Origin of the sequence: Bacillus cereus group sp. BfR-BA-01350, assembly GCF_022663775.1 — a bacterium.
Classification (GTDB): domain Bacteria; phylum Bacillota; class Bacilli; order Bacillales; family Bacillaceae_G; genus Bacillus_A; species Bacillus_A paranthracis.
This window is the reverse complement of sequence record NZ_JAKUGD010000003.1, coordinates 64112-80713: the sequence shown is the minus strand read 5'-3', so window position 1 is coordinate 80713 and position 16602 is coordinate 64112. Positions and strand designations below refer to the sequence as shown.

Genomic DNA, 16602 nt, shown 5'->3' with positions numbered 1-16602 from the left:
TTTGTTTTTGACAGCCTGTCTGACTGACAAATTCATCGTAGCATAGATTTTGTGAGAAAAAAGATGGAAAAAAATTCATAGACTTAAAATTTACCTAATTTATCCTAAGAGGGGAAAAGGGGAAAAATAAGAGAAACATAGAGTATAAAAGGAATTTTCAGCATTTTTATACTTGGTTATAAGACGCGGTTTTTGGATAAATGTACCTATATTGAAAATGAAGAATCCTATTGTATCAATGGTTTGAGCGTTTTTTTAAGGAATATACTGGATTGATTTTTACAAAACTGTAATGTTTCTGTTGTTCTTTTTTATAATAAAGTAACATATTTTTAATGTTGTAGCGGACAAAAAAGCGGCTATCTCTTTACATAGACGAAGGAGATAGCCGTTTTCCTATTATTACGTATGTTACGAGTTATTACGAGTTGGTTTCAATTGCTTCTAATAATAAATCAACGATGTGAATTCCTCTCATTTTATGAGAAAGGCCTTCTCGTTCAATGCCTAATTTCATTTGTAATAAACAACCTGGATTTGCAGTAACAATGGTTGCTGCTTCTGTTTCATGCACACGGTCCATTTTGTAATCTAGAAATTCCATAGATAGTTCTGAATGAACAATGTTATAAATACCAGCAGAACCACAGCAGCGATCCGCATCTTTCATTTCACGGTATGTTGCGCCTTGAATTGCTTCTAGTAACATACGAGGTTCTGAAGATGTTCGCATAACATTGCGTAAGTGACAAGAGTCTTGATACGTAATAACTTGCGGCGTGACTCGTAAGTCATTACGTTTATGGAAATCTAGTTCTACTAGAATAGCAGTAATATCTTTAATTTTAGAAACGAACTGCTTTGCACGTTCAGCCCACTGTGAATCATCTTTTAACAAGTAATCGTAGTCTACGAGGTAAGCTCCGCAACCACCAGCATTCGTAATAATATAGTCGATGTTTAAATCTTCGAATGCTTTTATATTGCGTTTTGCTAATTCTTTTGCTCCATTTTTCTCACCAGCATGTCCATGTAATGCCCCGCAGCAACTTTGTGTTTTTGGAATAACGATATCACAACCAGCTAACTGAAGTAGTTTCATCGTTGCGTTATTTGTTTCTAAAAACATCGTATCCATTAAACAACCTGTGAAGAATGCAACTTGTTTCTTTTTTGTAATTTCAGCAGGTAAAAATTCAGGGCGATCTTTCATTGCTTTCATTTTTGGGACTTTTGGTAAAACGAGATCCATTGTTGCAAGTGTTTCAGGGAATAACTTCATAATTCCTGTTTTGTGTGTTAGCGTTTGTAAACCGGAACGTTGGTAAAATCCGATTAATCCTGTTAATGTTCTCATTCGATTTTGATGCGGGAAAAGTCCTTCAAAAACGACTTTACGAACAGCTCTCACTGGCATTGAAAACTTTTTGTTTTGATTTATAATATCACGAGCTTCTTCTAATAAATGCCCATAATTCACACCAGATGGACAAACAGGTTCACAAGCGCGGCAGCCGAGGCAAACATTTAATGTGTTTTCAACATCTTCATCTGGCTCAATTAAGCCGTCAACGACCGCTTTCATTAATGCGATACGTCCACGCGGGGAATGTGATTCTTTATATCCAGATTGAATGTAAGTAGGACAAGTTGGTAAGCAGAAACCGCATCGCATACAGTTTAGTAGTTCATCTTCACTTAATCGTTCTTTAAATTCCTTTTGAATGTTTTCTTTATTTAATGTTGTCATCGCTCAACCACCACTCTTTTGCGAGTGTCCTTCGCGAACATCTTTCCTGGATTCATAATGTTATTTGGATCGAAGGCTTGTTTAATTCCTTGCATAGCAGCAATACCTTCTTTACCTAACTTCATTTCTAAATACGGAGCCTTCATCGCACCAACACCATGTTCACCAGTAATCGTGCCACCAAGTTCAATTGCTTTCGCAAATATTTCAGCAAAAGCTTGTTCAGCTCGGTGCATTTCTTCTTCGTTGCGAGCATCTGTCATACAAGTTGGGTGTAGGTTGCCATCGCCAGCATGGCCAAACGTACAAATAGGAATATTATATTTTTTGGCAATGGCATTAATAGCTTCAACCATCGGAGCAATCTGTGAGCGTGGTACCGTTGCATCTTCTAATATTGTAGTAGGTTTTAATCTTGCCAGTGCTGACAGTGCACTACGGCGAGCTGTCCGAAGCGCATCTGCTTCCGCTTCATCTTTTGCGACGCGAACATCAACTGCATTCATGGAACGACAAACGTTAGCCATTTTTTCAATATCTCGATTAACAACTTCAGGCGGACCGTCTTGTTCAATTAATAAAATTGCTTTTACGTCAGTTGGTAAACCGATTTGAGCAAACTCTTCTACTACTTCAATTGTCGGCTGGTCTAAAAACTCAAGTGTCGCTGGAATGATTTTATTTGCAATAATAGAAGAAACAGCACGTGCAGCTTCATTAATATCTTCATAGAGTGCAAGCATCGTTTTCTTCGTTTCAGGCATAGGAACAAGTTTTAATATTGCTTCTGTTACGACACCAAGTGTTCCTTCAGAACCGATAAATAAACGAGTTAAATCGTAACCAGCTACATCTTTTGCTAATTTACCACCAGTGCGAATCATATCACCATTTGGTAAGACAAGTTCAAGCCCCATCACATAATCACGTGTTACGCCATATTTTAATCCACGTAATCCACCGGAGTTTTCATTAATGTTACCGCCAATTGTAGAAATTTTCATTGAGCTTGGATCTGGTGGATAAAATAAACCTTTTTCTTCTACTGCTTTAATAATATCAAGCGTAATAACACCAGCTTGTACAGTAATTGTTAAATTTTCTTCATCAATTTCTAAAATGTTATTCATATGGCGGAAGATAAGGACGATACCGCCTTCAAGTGGACATGTCCCTGCGCAAAGATTTGTTCCAGACCCACGAACATATACAGGAATGTTGTGAGTGTTACATACTTTTAATACTTCAGCTACTTCATTTGTATTACGAGGAGCAATGACTGCATCAGGCATTGCTTGGAAGTTTGGAGTGGCATCATAACTATACGTTAAACGCCCCATATTGGATGTATCTACATTATCTTCGCCAACAATGGATACGAATGAATCAATAATTTGTTTTTCTAACATTGGAAATCCCCCTCAAACTGTTAACGTAATTAGTCATAATAAAAAACGTTGTCACAGTGCTTTCATTATAATGATAAAAAAGTCGGGGGATTCTTTCTATGTATAATCATCTAAAGATTAATCTATTTTATCATTCTTTTTTGTGTGATTATCTAATAAGAGGAGCGAGAAGTATAAAATGTTTAAGTCCTTGAATTGTTTCGGATCAAGTCCTGTATACTCCTCAATTTTTTTAAGTCTGTAATGCAATGTGTTAATGTGTATATGTAATTGCTCCGCTGTTTGTTTATAGGATTGGTTATAATCGATAAATAAACGTAAAGTGTGCATAAGCTCAGGCGATGATAGCAAGTTTTTGATGGTGCGCTTTAGAAACTGTTCCCGCGTTTCCGCAGAAATATCTTGTAAGCACATTTCTAAACGTAAATCTTCATTAAATACAATCTTTTTCGTTGCAAGTGATACGGAAAGAGCTTGTAATGCTTGTTCGTACGATAAATTCATATTGCTTGGCGTAACGGATTGTCCAATCCCGATATATAAAGGAACAGAAAACAAAGTTTCACAGTCTTGTTTTAATCGTTTTAAAAATTGATATGTTTGCTCTTTGGAGTTCGTGGCTGTAAATAAAATGAATCGATCATTTCCCCAGCGAATAAATAAATGCTCCTTTGTTAATAGATTGCGTACATGTTGCCAAATCTTACGCTGAAGCATCGTGTCATTTCGATCGATAGAGAACAAAATAAGTTGTTTTTTCTTATATAAATCAATACCAAGTGTTTTGGCACGATCGAGAAAGCTTGGAGACCAGTCTGTATTTTGAAGCCAATCAAAGACAAATGCCTCATAAGAACGGTGTTCAAGTTCTAGTTGTTCTAAAAAGTAGTTTTCATGGATGAGTAGTTCGGTCATTTTACGTAATATTTCTCCGTATTGTGAAATATTTTCAGGTTCGCCTGTAATTCCAATGACACCAATTACTTCGTCATGGAATAGTAAAGGGAGATTCATACCCGCTTTTACGCCATGCAAACGTCTTTCATCCTCTTTTGTAATAATGACAGTTTTCTTTTGTTTTGCGCAGCGGAGTGCGCCTTCATGAAATTGGCCGATTCTTTCTATATCTGTACTTGCGATAATAACGCCTTGTATATTAATGATAATAATATTTTCTTTAATTAGCCTGCGTACTTCTCGTACAATTTTATTCGCTAAATCAGGAAAAAGCATAATTGGCACACCTCAAATTCTATTTGTTGTACATTATATATGTAAATGAAGTAGGAAAGGGAAATTTCACACTTTCCACACATTTATTTGTTATTTTACAATTATAACGAAATCATCCGAAGATGGAGGGGATCTTTTGAGAAAGTATGTTTTTCTTCTCTGTTTTTTATTTCTATTAGTAGGGTGTCAAGGAAGCTCGTATACACCGATTGCTAAAGATAAAAGTGTTATTATAACAACGAATATAAAAGAAGGCAGTATTAGTTTTGTCGATAAGCAAACTAAAAAGTTAATTACGACATGGGAACTTAACGAGCCGATGGCAGGGACCCTACTACTTCCAAATGGTGAGGACATACTTGTATATGGTAAGCAGTTAGAGTACATGTATGTATATTCACTAGCAGAAGGAAGGCAAGTGGAAAAATATAAAACAGGAAAAGGCATTGTAAATGTAGTCGTATCAGAAGATAAAAAGCAATTATTTGCTGCCGATCAAAATGCCCAAAAGATAAGGTTCTTTACGATTAATGGAAAAGAAACAGGAAATGTTTCGACAGGAAAAGGACCAATAACGATGGTAGAGTACTATAACCAGTTATCTGTATTAAACTTTTATGATACGAAGCTAACGACAATTGATACAAAGAAAAAAGAAGTAATACAATCCTTTATGATTCCACCAGCGTCAACGGGGGCAACAATTAGTCCAGATGGGAAAGAAATATGGATTGGCGGACATGGTGATGGAAATCAGGTAAATGAGAAAGTATTAGTGTATTCTTTGCAGAGCGGAGAAATGGTACGTTCTTTACACGCTCCGTTTATGCCTGTGAATATTACGAAGGATAATAAGTATGTATATGCATTAAGTCACGGTTCGAATACGCTTAGAAAGTTTGATGTTAGCACGTATAAAGAGGTGGCTTCTGTAGAAGTAGGATCAAACCCATTTGCATTTTTGAAGAGCGGAGCAGAAGGATACGTAGCAAGCTATGATAGTGATGAAGTGTGCGTCATGGATATGAAGAATTTGAAAATAAAACAAACAATTAAAGTCGGAAAAGGACCGTTTCAACTCATAGAGAGAGAAGGGAAGGACAATGAGTAAATATAGGGTGCTAGTTGTAGATGATGAAAGTGATATGAGGCAACTTGTTGGAATGTACTTAGATAATTTCGGATACGAGTGGGAAGAAGCTGAAAATGGAAAAGAAGCTCTGAAAAAATTAGAGACAAATCATTATGATTTCGTTGTACTAGATATTATGATGCCAGAGATGGATGGACTTTCAGTTTGTAAAGAAATTAGAAAAACGTCAGATGTACCAATAATATTTTTAACAGCAAAAGGTGAAGAGTGGAATAGGGTGAACGGCTTACGTATGGGAGCAGATGATTATATTGTAAAGCCATTTAGTCCTGGTGAATTAATTGCTCGTATGGAAGCTGTATTAAGGCGTTATACAAAGCAAGAGCAACAAGAGGAATTTCAGTTTGGGCCGATCCTTATTAATGAAAAAAGTAGGAAAATTGAGGTGGATGGTGAGCCAATTTCTCTTACAGTAAAAGAGTTTGATTTACTCTATTTTCTTTGCCAACATACGGGACAAGTATTTAGCCGAGAACAATTGCTGGAAAAGGTATGGGGATATGATTATGCCGGAAGTACAAGAACCGTAGATACGCACGTGAAAACGATGCGTTTGAAGCTTGGAGAAAGTGGAAACTACATTCAAACTGTTTGGGGTGTAGGCTATAAATTTGAGGTGTAACGTATGTTTACGATGGTACAGAAGCTTTGGCTGACAGTAGTATGTGCAGTATTTGTAACAGTTTCCTTTCTTTATTTTGTATCTTTATACTCGTATGAAAAGCTATACGTTGATAATTTAAAAGATTCATTAGTAATGGAAGGGAAGCGTCTTTCTGCGCAATATGATAAGCGCGAAGGAATATCAATTTTTGAAGAGAAAGTAAGAGCATTTGATCAAATATCTAGTTCAGACGTTCTTTTCGTATCGAACCCACGTGATTTAAGTGCATGTTTACCATTTGATGTGCACCATCATTCTCTTATAAGTGAAGGGGACAGGCAAGCATTATTAGATGGAAAAACTGTGACAAAGATAGGATACGAGGAACATTTTGATCGTAATATTATGGGGGTTGTCATCCCTGTTTTAGAAAATAAAAAATTAGTTGGTATTGTATATTCTTATATTCCTTTAAAAAGTATAAAAGACTTAATATATGATATGGGTCTTATTTTAGCACCGTTAGCACTTGCTATAACTTTACTGACAATATGGATTGGTAGAAAAATTATTATTGCTATTACGAAACCACTTTCGCAAATGGAACGAGTTGCCAATCATTTGGCTACGGGGGATTTCTCAGAACGAATTACAATTTCTTCTGAAGATGAAATTGGGCGATTAGGAAAAGCATTTAATAAAATGGCAAATTCTTTGGAGACAGAAGACGTAAAGCGTAAGGAGTTTTTAGCCAACGTTTCGCATGAACTAAGAACACCGCTTAGTTATATAAAAGGATATAGCGAGGCTATTTTAGACGGTGTAGCGAAGGGACCACAACAGGAAAAAGTAACACAGCTTATTCATAAAGAAGCAGATCGTATGCAGCGTCTCGTTCATGATTTATTAGATTTAGCACAATTAGAAGGTGAACATTTTCCGTTAAAGAAACAACCTATCGTTTTTTCACAACTAATTGAAGATGTGTTAGATACGTATGAGATTAAGTTTATAGAAAAGAAAATTCGTATTTCAACAAATTTAAATCCAGAAATCATTGTAATGATTGATGAGGATCGTATGCAACAAGTGCTTCATAACGTGTTAGATAATGCGATACGGTATACAAATCAAAACGGGGATATTATGGTAACGCTCAGACAGATAGATGATTACTGTGAATTGAACATAAAAGATACGGGGATCGGTATTGATACAGAGCATTTGGAAAACCTTGGCGAGCGTTTTTACCGAGTTGATAAAGCGAGAAGTCGTCAACATGGTGGAACAGGTTTAGGCCTGGCAATTGTAAGACAAATTGTTCATATACATGACGGACAGTGGCGGATTGAAAGTGAAAAAGGGAACGGTACGACGGTTAGTATTAAATTGAAAGTACAGGATGAGGAGAGCATGTTCTAATTTTTAGGGCATGCTCTTTATATGGAAGACAATAATTATACGTAAGATATAAATTAATATGTAATAAATATCGGAATTTTGACGATTTTATGAACAAAACATTTGTACTTCTTACCAATTCGTTCTAAAATAGTTATGATGCAAAGTTCTTATAAATCGTTTCAATTGTTGTTTGGAAGATACTGAGGTGATTTAACTGGAGTACAAATCTATTAAACCGAAAAAGATTTATGAAGAAGTATCTGAAGCTATTTTAACAATGATTAAAAATGGTACGTTAAAACCTGGTGACAAACTACTTCCTGTACATCAATTAGCTGAGCAGTTTCAAGTTGGTAGATCTGCTGTTCGTGAAGCGCTAAGTGCGCTAAGAGCAATGGGCTTAATTGAGATGAAACAAGGAGAAGGTACATATGTGAAGAACTTCGATTCTTCTTCATTAACAAAATCATTAAACAATAGATTATTGATGAAGAAAGAAGATATTTTGAATTTATTAGAAGTACGAAAGGTGCTTGAAGTGGGGGCAGTTCGAGCAGCTGCGGCAAAACGTACGGAAGATAATTTACAAAATATGAAGCATTGGTTAGATGAAATGGCAAAGAGCGTTGGAGATGAAAAAGCTGGTGAAAAAGCAGATTTTCAGTTCCATATGGGAATTGCAGAGTCTTCGCATAACAACATTTTGCTTGAACTTATGAATCATGTTTCAGAGATGATTGCTGAAACGATTGGTGAATCAAGACGCATTATTTTATATGGTGAACAAACAACATCAGAACGACTTATAGAAGAGCATCAAGTTATATATGATGCAGTGTTAAAGCAAGATGTAGAATTAGCGCAGCAAGCAATGCTAGATCATTTAACAAATGTAGAACATATTGTCACAGGTAGCAACGATATAAATTCTTAATTTAATCTTTTAAAAATCTAATTTTCTGATAAAATAGAGAGAGATTAAGTAAGCGTTTTCTTTAGAAGAGGGAGAGGATAGGCCATGGTTGAGCCTATTTCTTCTCTCCTTAGTCATCTGATGACCATATGTTTGTTGGTGGAGTTGTAAAAAGGGGGAGTAATAATTATGAAAGTTACTTTATTTGTTACTTGTTTAGTCGATATGTTTGAAACAAATGTCGGCAAAGCAACAGTTGAGGTGTTGGAGCGTTTAGGTTGTGAAATTGAATTTCCAGAAGCACAAGTTTGCTGCGGTCAGCCTGCTTATAATAGCGGCCATGTAGAAGCTGCAAAAGAAGCGATGAAACATATGATTGAAACTTTCGAAGATGCAGAATATATCGTTACGCCATCTGGTTCTTGTGCGACAATGTTTCATGAGTATCCGCATGTTTTTAAAGATGATCCGAAGTGGGCTAAACGTGCACAAAAAGTTGCTGATAAAACATATGAATTTACACAATTTATTGTAGACGTTTTAAAGGTTACTGATGTTGGTGCAAGTTTACCAGGGATTGCTACTATTCATAAATCATGTCATATGACACGTATGCTTGGAGTAACAGAGGCACCAGGAATTTTATTATCAAATGTAAAAGGGTTAACTGTGAGAGAGTTACCAAATGTGCAAAATTGTTGCGGGTTTGGGGGAACGTTTTCAGTGAAGATGACTCCAATTTCTGAGCAAATGGTAGATGAAAAGGTAGATAGTGCAATGGAAACAGGCGCTGATTATTTAATCGGTGCAGATTGTGGGTGTTTGTTAAACATTGGCGGACGTATTGAGCGTTTAGGAAAAGAAATAAAAGTAATGCATATTGCTGAGGTACTGAATAGTCGCTCATGAAGGGGGAACATAAGCTATGTCTATGAAAATCAGTGAGAAAAAATTTAATGATCGCGTTGGCGATGGAATTCAAGATTCGTTTATGCGCGGAGCAGTATCTTCTGCACAAACACGCTTATATACGAATCGTTTAAAAGCAGCGGATGAATTAGGAAACTGGGAAGAATGGCGTGAACTCGGTGAAGAAATTCGTCAACATACGTTAGAAAATCTTGATTATTACTTAATGCAGTTAAGTGAAAATGTATCCAAAAGAGGCGGACATGTGTACTTTGCGAAAACGAAAGAGGAAGCAGCAAAGTATATTCAAGACGTTGCAAAAAAGAAGCAGGCAAAAAAGGTAGTAAAATCAAAGTCAATGGTAACAGAAGAAATTAGTATGAACCATGCGCTTGAAGAAATCGGTTGTGAAGTGTTAGAAAGTGATCTAGGAGAGTATATTCTGCAAGTAGATAACGATCCACCTTCACATATTATTGCGCCTGCTCTTCATAAAAATAGAACGCAAATTCGTGACGTATTTAAAGAAAAGCTTGGCTATGAAAATTCTGATGATCCATACGAAATGACAAAGTTTGTTCGTAAACAACTTCGTGAAAAATTTATGGATGCTGAAATTGGTGTGACAGGTTGTAACTTCGCTGTTGCAAATACTGGCTCTCTTTGTTTAGTAACAAATGAAGGTAATGCCGACCTTGTTATGTCGATTCCAAAAACACAAATTGCGGTTATGGGTATGGAACGTATGGTTCCGACAATGGAAGAATTAGATGTTTTAGTTGGTTTACTATGTCGTAGTGCAGTAGGTCAAAAGTTAACAAGTTATGTAACGGTAGCGGGACCAATTCAAGAAGAGGAAGTAGATGGCCCAGAAGAATTCCACTTAGTTGTGGTTGATAATGGTCGTTCTCAAATTCTCGGATCTGAATTCCGTCAAGTGTTGCAATGTATTCGTTGTGCTGCTTGTGTGAACGTATGCCCTGTATATCGACATGTTGGTGGACATTCATATGGCTCTATATACTCAGGACCAATTGGGGCGGTATTAACACCACTTTTAGGTGGATATGATGATTACAAAGAGCTTCCTTATGCTTCTAGTTTATGCGGAGCGTGTACAGAAGCTTGTCCAGTAAAAATTCCATTGCATGATTTATTATTAAAACATCGTCAAGTTATCGTTGAGCAAGAAGGGCGTGCTCCACTTGCAGAAAAATTAGCAATGAAAATGTTTAGTATGGGCGCATCTTCAGCAGCTTTATATAAAATGGGATCAAAGATGGCGCCAGCAGCAATGAGTCCATTTACATCTGGTAACCGTGTATCAAAAGGTGTTGGGCCACTTAAAAACTGGACAGATATTCGTGAATTCCCGGCTCCAAGTAAAGAACGATTCCGTGATTGGTATAAAGATCATAAGAAAGGCGGGGACAAATAATGACAGGATTAATTCAAAACCGTGAGTCCTTTCTAGAAAATATTGCAAAAGAACTTGGACGCGCGCGTAAAACGGATGGTGTAAAACGTCCAGTATGGAAAAACAATGTGAATAAAGAAACGTTAAAAAATTATTCACAAGAAGAATTGTTAGAAGTATTTAAAAATCAATGTACAAACATTCATACAACTGTTGTGGAAACGACAAATGACCGTTTACGTGAAGATATTCAAAAAGTAATCGTTGAAAACGGCGGGGGACCTATTATGTTATCGGCAGATGAACGTTTTGATTCTTATGGGTTGACTTCTTTATTTAAAGAAGAACTTCCAAAGCAAAATGTTGAAGTGAACGTATGGGATCCTGAGAAAAAAGAAGAGAATATGCGTATCGCGGAAAGAGCGAATATTGGAATTGCATTTAGTGATTATACTTTAGCCGAATCTGGTACGATCGTTGTACAAAGTCATAAAGGCCAAGGCCGTTCTTTACACTTTTTACCGACTGTATACTTTGCTATTATTCCACGTGAAACACTTGTACCTCGTATTACACAAGCAGTTGAGGATATGAACAAGCGTGTAGAAAATGGCGAGACAGTGGCATCTTGTATTAACTTTATTACAGGACCTAGTAACTCGGCAGATATAGAAATGAATCTTGTTGTCGGAGTACATGGACCATTAAAAGCAGTATATTTCATCGTATAAAATAGGGGAAAGCAGGCCAGAAAATGGCCTGCTTTTTTAATAGAATAGAGATAATATGAAGTAGAAGTTCTCTCCTTTTTTTGCTATGTTCTTCTGGAAAGGAGAGGAAGGGATGTTCACTTATGTATATGCATTGTTAGCGGGGATGGTGTTTGGTTCTTTTTTTATGGTAATTGCGATGAGAGTTCCGCTAGGGGAGTCTATCATAACCCCGCGTTCATATTGTCATTATTGTAAGTATGTGCTAAAGCCAAAAGAATTGATTCCAATCATTTCTTTTTGTATGCAAAGAGGGCGTTGTACGAATTGTAAGAGGAAAATTTCAATTTTGTACGTAGTATTTGAACTTGTAACTGGAATGATATGTCTTCTTACTGTATATATGATTGGGGTGGAACGAGAGCTTATTATCGTTTTATCACTTTTTTCGTTACTTCTTATTATTTCAGTTACAGATTACATATATATGTTAATTCCAAATCGTATTTTAGCTTGGTTTGCTTGTTTACTCATTTTAGAATGTGCTTTTATACCGTTAGTCACTTGGATAGATAGTATAGTTGGTAGTTGCGTTATATTCATTTTGTTATACTGCATGCAAAAGATATATCCAGAAGGGCTTGGGGGAGGGGATATAAAATTACTTTCGTTACTTGGATTTATAGTGGGACTGAAAGGGATTTTTATCGTTTTATTTTTAGCATCTTGCTTTAGTCTCTGTTTCTTTGGAGCTGGCCTCGTATTAAAACGTATGAAAATGAGGACTCAAATACCGTTTGGTCCTTTTATTAGTCTTGGGGCAATATGTTACATGTTGGTCACGTATGCAAAATAGAGAGGGGATAGAAAATGAATGTATATATGGATGATCAAAGAAGTTGTCCGTATGGTTACGTGCTCGCAACTACAGTAGAATGTGCTTTGCAAATGGTACGAGATTATGAGGTGAATGTTCTTTCCCTTGATTTCAATATGGGATGGGGAGAAAAAAGTGGATTAGATTTTGTAGAGGCTTTTTGTAAAGAGGGTTTATACGTCAATGAAATACACTTTCATACGAATGATGTCATCGGTATGCATAAGATGAAACAGAGAATGAATAAGGGAAAGGAAGAAGGAGAGATTAACCCTAATCTTGTTGTTAAATATGTGGGGAGCTAAAAACTCCAAAGTAAAACTTTGGAGTTTTTAATGTTTCATATGCGCTTGCAACGGAATGATTTCTTCTTGTTGAGCTGCTCCTAATTCAGTTTCTTCTTGTTTCACGTCAGGTACTTTCTTTGTTAAGTAATGGTATACCATACCGACAAATACAGACCCACCAATAATGTTACCGATTGTAACTGGAATTAAGTTATGAATAGCACCTGCAAAAGAAATTGTCTCAGGATGCGGTGAAACCAAAGATAAAGCAAACAGTGATAAGTTTGCGATGCTATGCTCGTAACCAGATAAGAAGAATGTGAAAACGAGCATCATCATCATCATAATTTTTGCTGTATCACCTTTAACTTGAGAAGGTAAGAAACAAGCAAGACATACAAGCCAGTTACATAAAATTGCTTTAAAGAATAGTTGCATTGTAGGTGTATTCATTTTTCCCTCAACGACTTTATTCATGAAATGACCGTGATCAATTGTTTCGAAAATTCCAGTGGCATAAAATAGTAAGGCAAAGAATAAAGCGCCAGCTAAATTGCCTGCATAACAAGCAAACCAGTTACGAAGTGTATCAGCAATTGTTGTTTCTTTTCTTAAAGTTGCTACAGTGAAGTACATTGTGTTTCCAGTAAACAATTCAGCACCACCATATATAATAAGTACGAGAGCAATTCCGAAAAACATAGAAGCAGCTAAATAAGTTGCTGGTGAATCTGCAATGTGAAAAAAGTTACCTAATTTAAAACATAGTACAATAATAAAACCGATATAAATACCCGCAAGTGCGGCACGAATGAAATATTGCATCGGGTTTGTATCTAACATTTGTTTTTTGCTCTTAGCCAGTTTGACAACATAATCCAATCCTTGTTCTAGCATGAGTAATACGCTCCTTTAGTACATCATCTATAAATACTTCTTATATGAATAAAGTACATGGATTCTGTCATAGTTTCAATAAGTTTGTGCAATGTTTCACAAAAAGGACATACATACACCTAGAAAACGCTTACAAAAAATAGTATAATAGAATTTTTTCTGGACATAGAGAGGGGACAAGGAAAAAAGAAAAAGCGCTGTAATTACAGCGCTTTTTCGTCTAAATTCTTTTCGACTTTTGTTTCTACTTCTTTCGAGAAGAACCAACCACCAGCTGCGATTCCAACTAATACAATCCAGAATGTAAGCTTCCATGGTGTAGATTCTGGGAATGAATGTGGAATTACATTTAATGCAGGGTGTGCCAACGTATAAACTGCTAGTTTCACACCAACCCAACCTACAATTAAGAATGCTGCAGTTTCAAGTCCTGGTTTACGTTTTAAGATTTGTACGAAAGCAGTTGCTGCAAATCGCATAATGATTAATCCGATAAGTCCACCTACAAAGATAACAACGAATTGTCCAGTATCAAGACTACCAATTGTACCTAATCCTGTTTTTGGTAAAGTCATTGCTAATGCAACAGCAGCTAAAATAGAATCAACTGCGAAGGCGATATCTGCAACTTCAACTTTAAATACAGTCCACCAAAAGTTCTCTTGTTTTTTCTTTGCTTCTTTTTCTTCAGTTTCTTCATCTGTATTCTTTTTAACATACGTTTTAAATAAGTGATTACCAGCGATAAACATAAGGTAAATGGCACCGATTGCTTGCACTTGCCATACATCGACTAGGAACGAAATCATAAATAACGATCCGAATCGGAAAACAAATGCTCCCGCTAATCCGTAAAATAATGCTTTTTTACGTTTTTCTTCTGGTAAATGTTTTACCATAATTGCAAGAACAAGCGCGTTATCAGCAGCTAAAATCCCCTCTAGTGCAATTAGGATGAGTAATACCCAACCATACTCCAATAATAATGATACATCCATGTACATTCTCCTCTCATTTCTATAAGTACTAAATAAGTGAAGAATTTCCCCACTATTTAGTTTCCCCATACTCCTGCCTATTAACTTTGGAAGAATTTGGTAATGAATGCAAAAAAGACCTCTGCCGTTAATAGGCAAAGGTCTTGCTAGACATATGTAATGAAAATGCCAACAAAGCCGGAAGAACTAAGTTCTACGTAATGACGACTTTGTTTCCAAGAAATATTCTTGGACGCTACTCCCCTTTGGAGATATGCTATTGTACTCTCATTATATGGATAATTTATACGGTTGTCAACCTGTTAAAATGTCTTCATTCGGATATTTTATTTTTCGGTTCTTTTTACGTGCAAATGAAAAAGCCAATGTTAAAGGTCCCATCTTCCCAAAGAACATCATAAAGATAATAATAGCTTTTCCGATCATAGTTAAGTGTGGTGTGAAATTCATACTGAGACCGACAGTCCCAAATGCTGAAAATACTTCGAAAGCACTCATCAATAGAGGAACACGCTCAGTAATACTTAAAATTAAAATAGCAAAAAAAATAAATGAAATAGAAATAATAGCGATGGTCAATGATTTGACAATGAGAGTATCTTTAATGGATTTTTTAAACACGACAATATCATCTTGTTCTTGTAAAAATTTAAATACCCCAAAAAACATGATTAAAAATGTTGTCAACTTAATCCCACCGCCAGTTGAAGCACTACCAGCGCCAATAAACATAAGGAGCATCATTAATAGTAGGGAAGGCTTTGATAATGCGGAAATATCAACTGTATTAAACCCGGCAGTACGCGTTGAAATAGCTTGGAAATAAGCAGCCATGCCTTCTTCAAATGGGGTAAAGCCTCTCATAGAAAGAGAATTGTGAAACTCGAATATAAAAATAAAAACAGTCGCAATAATATTGATGATTAGAGTAGAAGAGAGCATAAGTTTTGAGTGTAATGTAAGGTTTTTAAAATTTTTCTTTCTTTTTATATCTACGATTACTGTAAAACCAATCCCACCTAAAATAATGAGGGAGGAAATGACGAGATTGACAAGAATGCTATGAGAATGGGACATTAAATTATCGCTCCATACAGAAAAACCAGCATTGTTAAAAGCAGAGATGGAATGAAAAAAGCTATAATAGAGCCCTTTAGCAATCCCATATTTCGGTATCCATTCAAAAGAAAGAATGAAAGCAGCGATACATTCGACTGTAAAAGAGAATAAAAATAATGCTTTGGCAAGACGAATGACACCGCCTATATTCGTTTGATTTAACGCTTGTTGCAGTAAAATTCGGTTTTGAAGACCAATTTTTCTACCTAGCATAATCGCAATTAAAACGGCAAAGCTCATAATGCCAAGTCCACCCACTTGTATAAGTGTTAAAATGACACATTGGCCAAATAAGGTAAATACTTTCCCAGTGTCCACAACACCAAGACCTGTAACCGTACAAGCAGAAACGGTTGTAAATAAAGCATCGAGCCATGAAATAGACGTCGTTGTAGCAATTGGCAATTTTAATAAGCATGTACCGATAATTGATAACATAATAAAAGACAAAGTAAGAACACGGGGAGGACTCATGTGAATGTTAATCCGTTTCATGTTACATATCGTTCCTTTCAGTTTGCTTTTACTAGTATGTGAAAAAGCACCATTATGTATGTTAAAAATAGAAAGAGGCAGAGAATATCTGCCTCTAAGCCATATGTTATATTGTTATCCACGTAATTGTTGTTGAGCTAAAGAAACAAGACGTTTTGTTACTTCACCGCCAACTGATCCGTTAGAACGTGATGCAGTATTAGACCCTAAGCTTACGCCGAATTCTTGTGCAATTTCATATTTAAATTGATCAAGTGCTTGTTCAGCACCTGGAACTAGTAATTTGTTTGTTTTTGCCATGATGATACACATCCTTATGAGTAATCCAGTTCAGCTAAGTATGTATCTGAACTGGTACCGTTATTTTATGTGGAACCGGCGTGCTCATACGCGGAAGTAATCGGTGTGATTAGAAGTTATTGGATAG

At 36.1% G+C, this 16602-nt stretch carries 16 protein-coding genes and 1 riboswitch; of the genes, 9 read left to right on the top strand and 7 right to left on the bottom strand.

Annotated features, from left to right (window positions below; genetic code table 11):
• Positions 1–421 precede the first annotated feature (421 nt).
• The 3 genes from MR147_RS08165 to MR147_RS08155 form a co-directional block, all read right to left on the bottom strand.
• Positions 422–1750 carry a (Fe-S)-binding protein gene (locus MR147_RS08165; RefSeq protein ID WP_242303915.1) on the bottom strand — a complete coding sequence of 443 codons (1329 nt, stop codon included), beginning with the start codon at positions 1748–1750 and terminating at the stop codon, positions 422–424.
• The gene (gene glcD, locus MR147_RS08160) at positions 1747–3159 is read right to left on the bottom strand and encodes a glycolate oxidase subunit GlcD (protein WP_000890743.1); all 1413 of its coding nucleotides are present in this window, start codon (positions 3157–3159) and stop codon (positions 1747–1749) included. The genes MR147_RS08165 and glcD overlap by 4 nt, the downstream gene beginning before the upstream one ends.
• A 117-nt stretch (positions 3160–3276) precedes the next feature.
• Positions 3277–4392: a CdaR family transcriptional regulator gene (locus tag MR147_RS08155; RefSeq protein WP_242303914.1), complete on the bottom strand. Its 1116-nt coding sequence runs from the start codon at positions 4390–4392 to the stop codon at positions 3277–3279.
• Positions 4393–4528: 136 nt separating this feature from the next.
• Between MR147_RS08155 and MR147_RS08150 the strand changes: the two genes are divergently transcribed.
• The 9 genes from MR147_RS08150 (at position 4529) to MR147_RS08110 (ending at position 12684) form a co-directional block, all read left to right on the top strand.
• A complete protein-coding gene (locus MR147_RS08150; RefSeq protein ID WP_242303913.1) occupies positions 4529–5503 on the top strand; it encodes a YncE family protein in 975 nt (324 codons plus the stop codon).
• On the top strand, positions 5496–6167 hold the full coding sequence (locus tag MR147_RS08145) for a response regulator transcription factor (RefSeq protein ID WP_000049872.1): 672 nt from the start codon (positions 5496–5498) through the stop codon (positions 6165–6167). Before MR147_RS08150 ends, MR147_RS08145 begins: the two co-directional genes overlap by 8 nt.
• Positions 6168–6170: 3 nt before the next feature.
• Positions 6171–7571 (top strand): sensor histidine kinase, encoded by a 1401-nt coding sequence (locus tag MR147_RS08140; protein ID WP_000494834.1) that lies wholly within the window; start codon positions 6171–6173, stop codon positions 7569–7571.
• 226 nt (positions 7572–7797) lie between these two features.
• Positions 7798–8487: a FadR/GntR family transcriptional regulator gene (locus tag MR147_RS08135; protein WP_255254326.1), complete on the top strand. Its 690-nt coding sequence runs from the start codon at positions 7798–7800 to the stop codon at positions 8485–8487.
• Between the two features lie 168 nt (positions 8488–8655).
• The gene (locus tag MR147_RS08130) at positions 8656–9375 is read left to right on the top strand and encodes a (Fe-S)-binding protein (RefSeq protein WP_000869149.1); all 720 of its coding nucleotides are present in this window, start codon (positions 8656–8658) and stop codon (positions 9373–9375) included.
• Positions 9376–9391: 16 nt separating this feature from the next.
• Entirely contained in the window at positions 9392–10813 is a 1422-nt protein-coding gene (locus MR147_RS08125) for a LutB/LldF family L-lactate oxidation iron-sulfur protein (RefSeq protein ID WP_000061914.1), read from the top strand.
• Positions 10813–11523 carry a LutC/YkgG family protein gene (locus tag MR147_RS08120; RefSeq protein ID WP_044792797.1) on the top strand — a complete coding sequence of 237 codons (711 nt, stop codon included), beginning with the start codon at positions 10813–10815 and terminating at the stop codon, positions 11521–11523. Before MR147_RS08125 ends, MR147_RS08120 begins: the two co-directional genes overlap by 1 nt.
• 112 nt (positions 11524–11635) lie before the next feature.
• Complete coding sequence (locus MR147_RS08115; protein WP_000495748.1) at positions 11636–12358, top strand: prepilin peptidase; 723 nt, start codon at positions 11636–11638, stop codon at positions 12356–12358.
• A 14-nt stretch (positions 12359–12372) separates the two neighbouring features.
• Entirely contained in the window at positions 12373–12684 is a 312-nt protein-coding gene (locus MR147_RS08110; RefSeq protein ID WP_001103780.1) for a cyclic-phosphate processing receiver domain-containing protein, read from the top strand.
• Between the two features lie 27 nt (positions 12685–12711).
• On the opposite strand, the gene MR147_RS08105 is transcribed toward MR147_RS08110, so the two are convergent.
• From MR147_RS08105 to MR147_RS08090, 4 genes are all read right to left on the bottom strand, one after another.
• The gene (locus MR147_RS08105; RefSeq protein ID WP_074607957.1) at positions 12712–13563 is read right to left on the bottom strand and encodes a formate/nitrite transporter family protein; all 852 of its coding nucleotides are present in this window, start codon (positions 13561–13563) and stop codon (positions 12712–12714) included.
• A gap of 203 nt (positions 13564–13766) precedes the next feature.
• Positions 13767–14561 carry a TerC family protein gene (locus MR147_RS08100; RefSeq protein ID WP_000383322.1) on the bottom strand — a complete coding sequence of 265 codons (795 nt, stop codon included), beginning with the start codon at positions 14559–14561 and terminating at the stop codon, positions 13767–13769.
• Positions 14562–14651: 90 nt separating this feature from the next.
• Positions 14652–14817: riboswitch (yybP-ykoY riboswitch) on the bottom strand.
• Between the two features lie 38 nt (positions 14818–14855).
• Entirely contained in the window at positions 14856–16175 is a 1320-nt protein-coding gene (locus MR147_RS08095) for a TrkH family potassium uptake protein (protein WP_242303912.1), read from the bottom strand.
• Positions 16176–16289: 114 nt separating this feature from the next.
• Entirely contained in the window at positions 16290–16475 is a 186-nt protein-coding gene (locus MR147_RS08090; RefSeq protein WP_001140707.1) for an alpha/beta-type small acid-soluble spore protein, read from the bottom strand.
• Between the last annotated feature and the right edge of the window lie 127 nt (positions 16476–16602).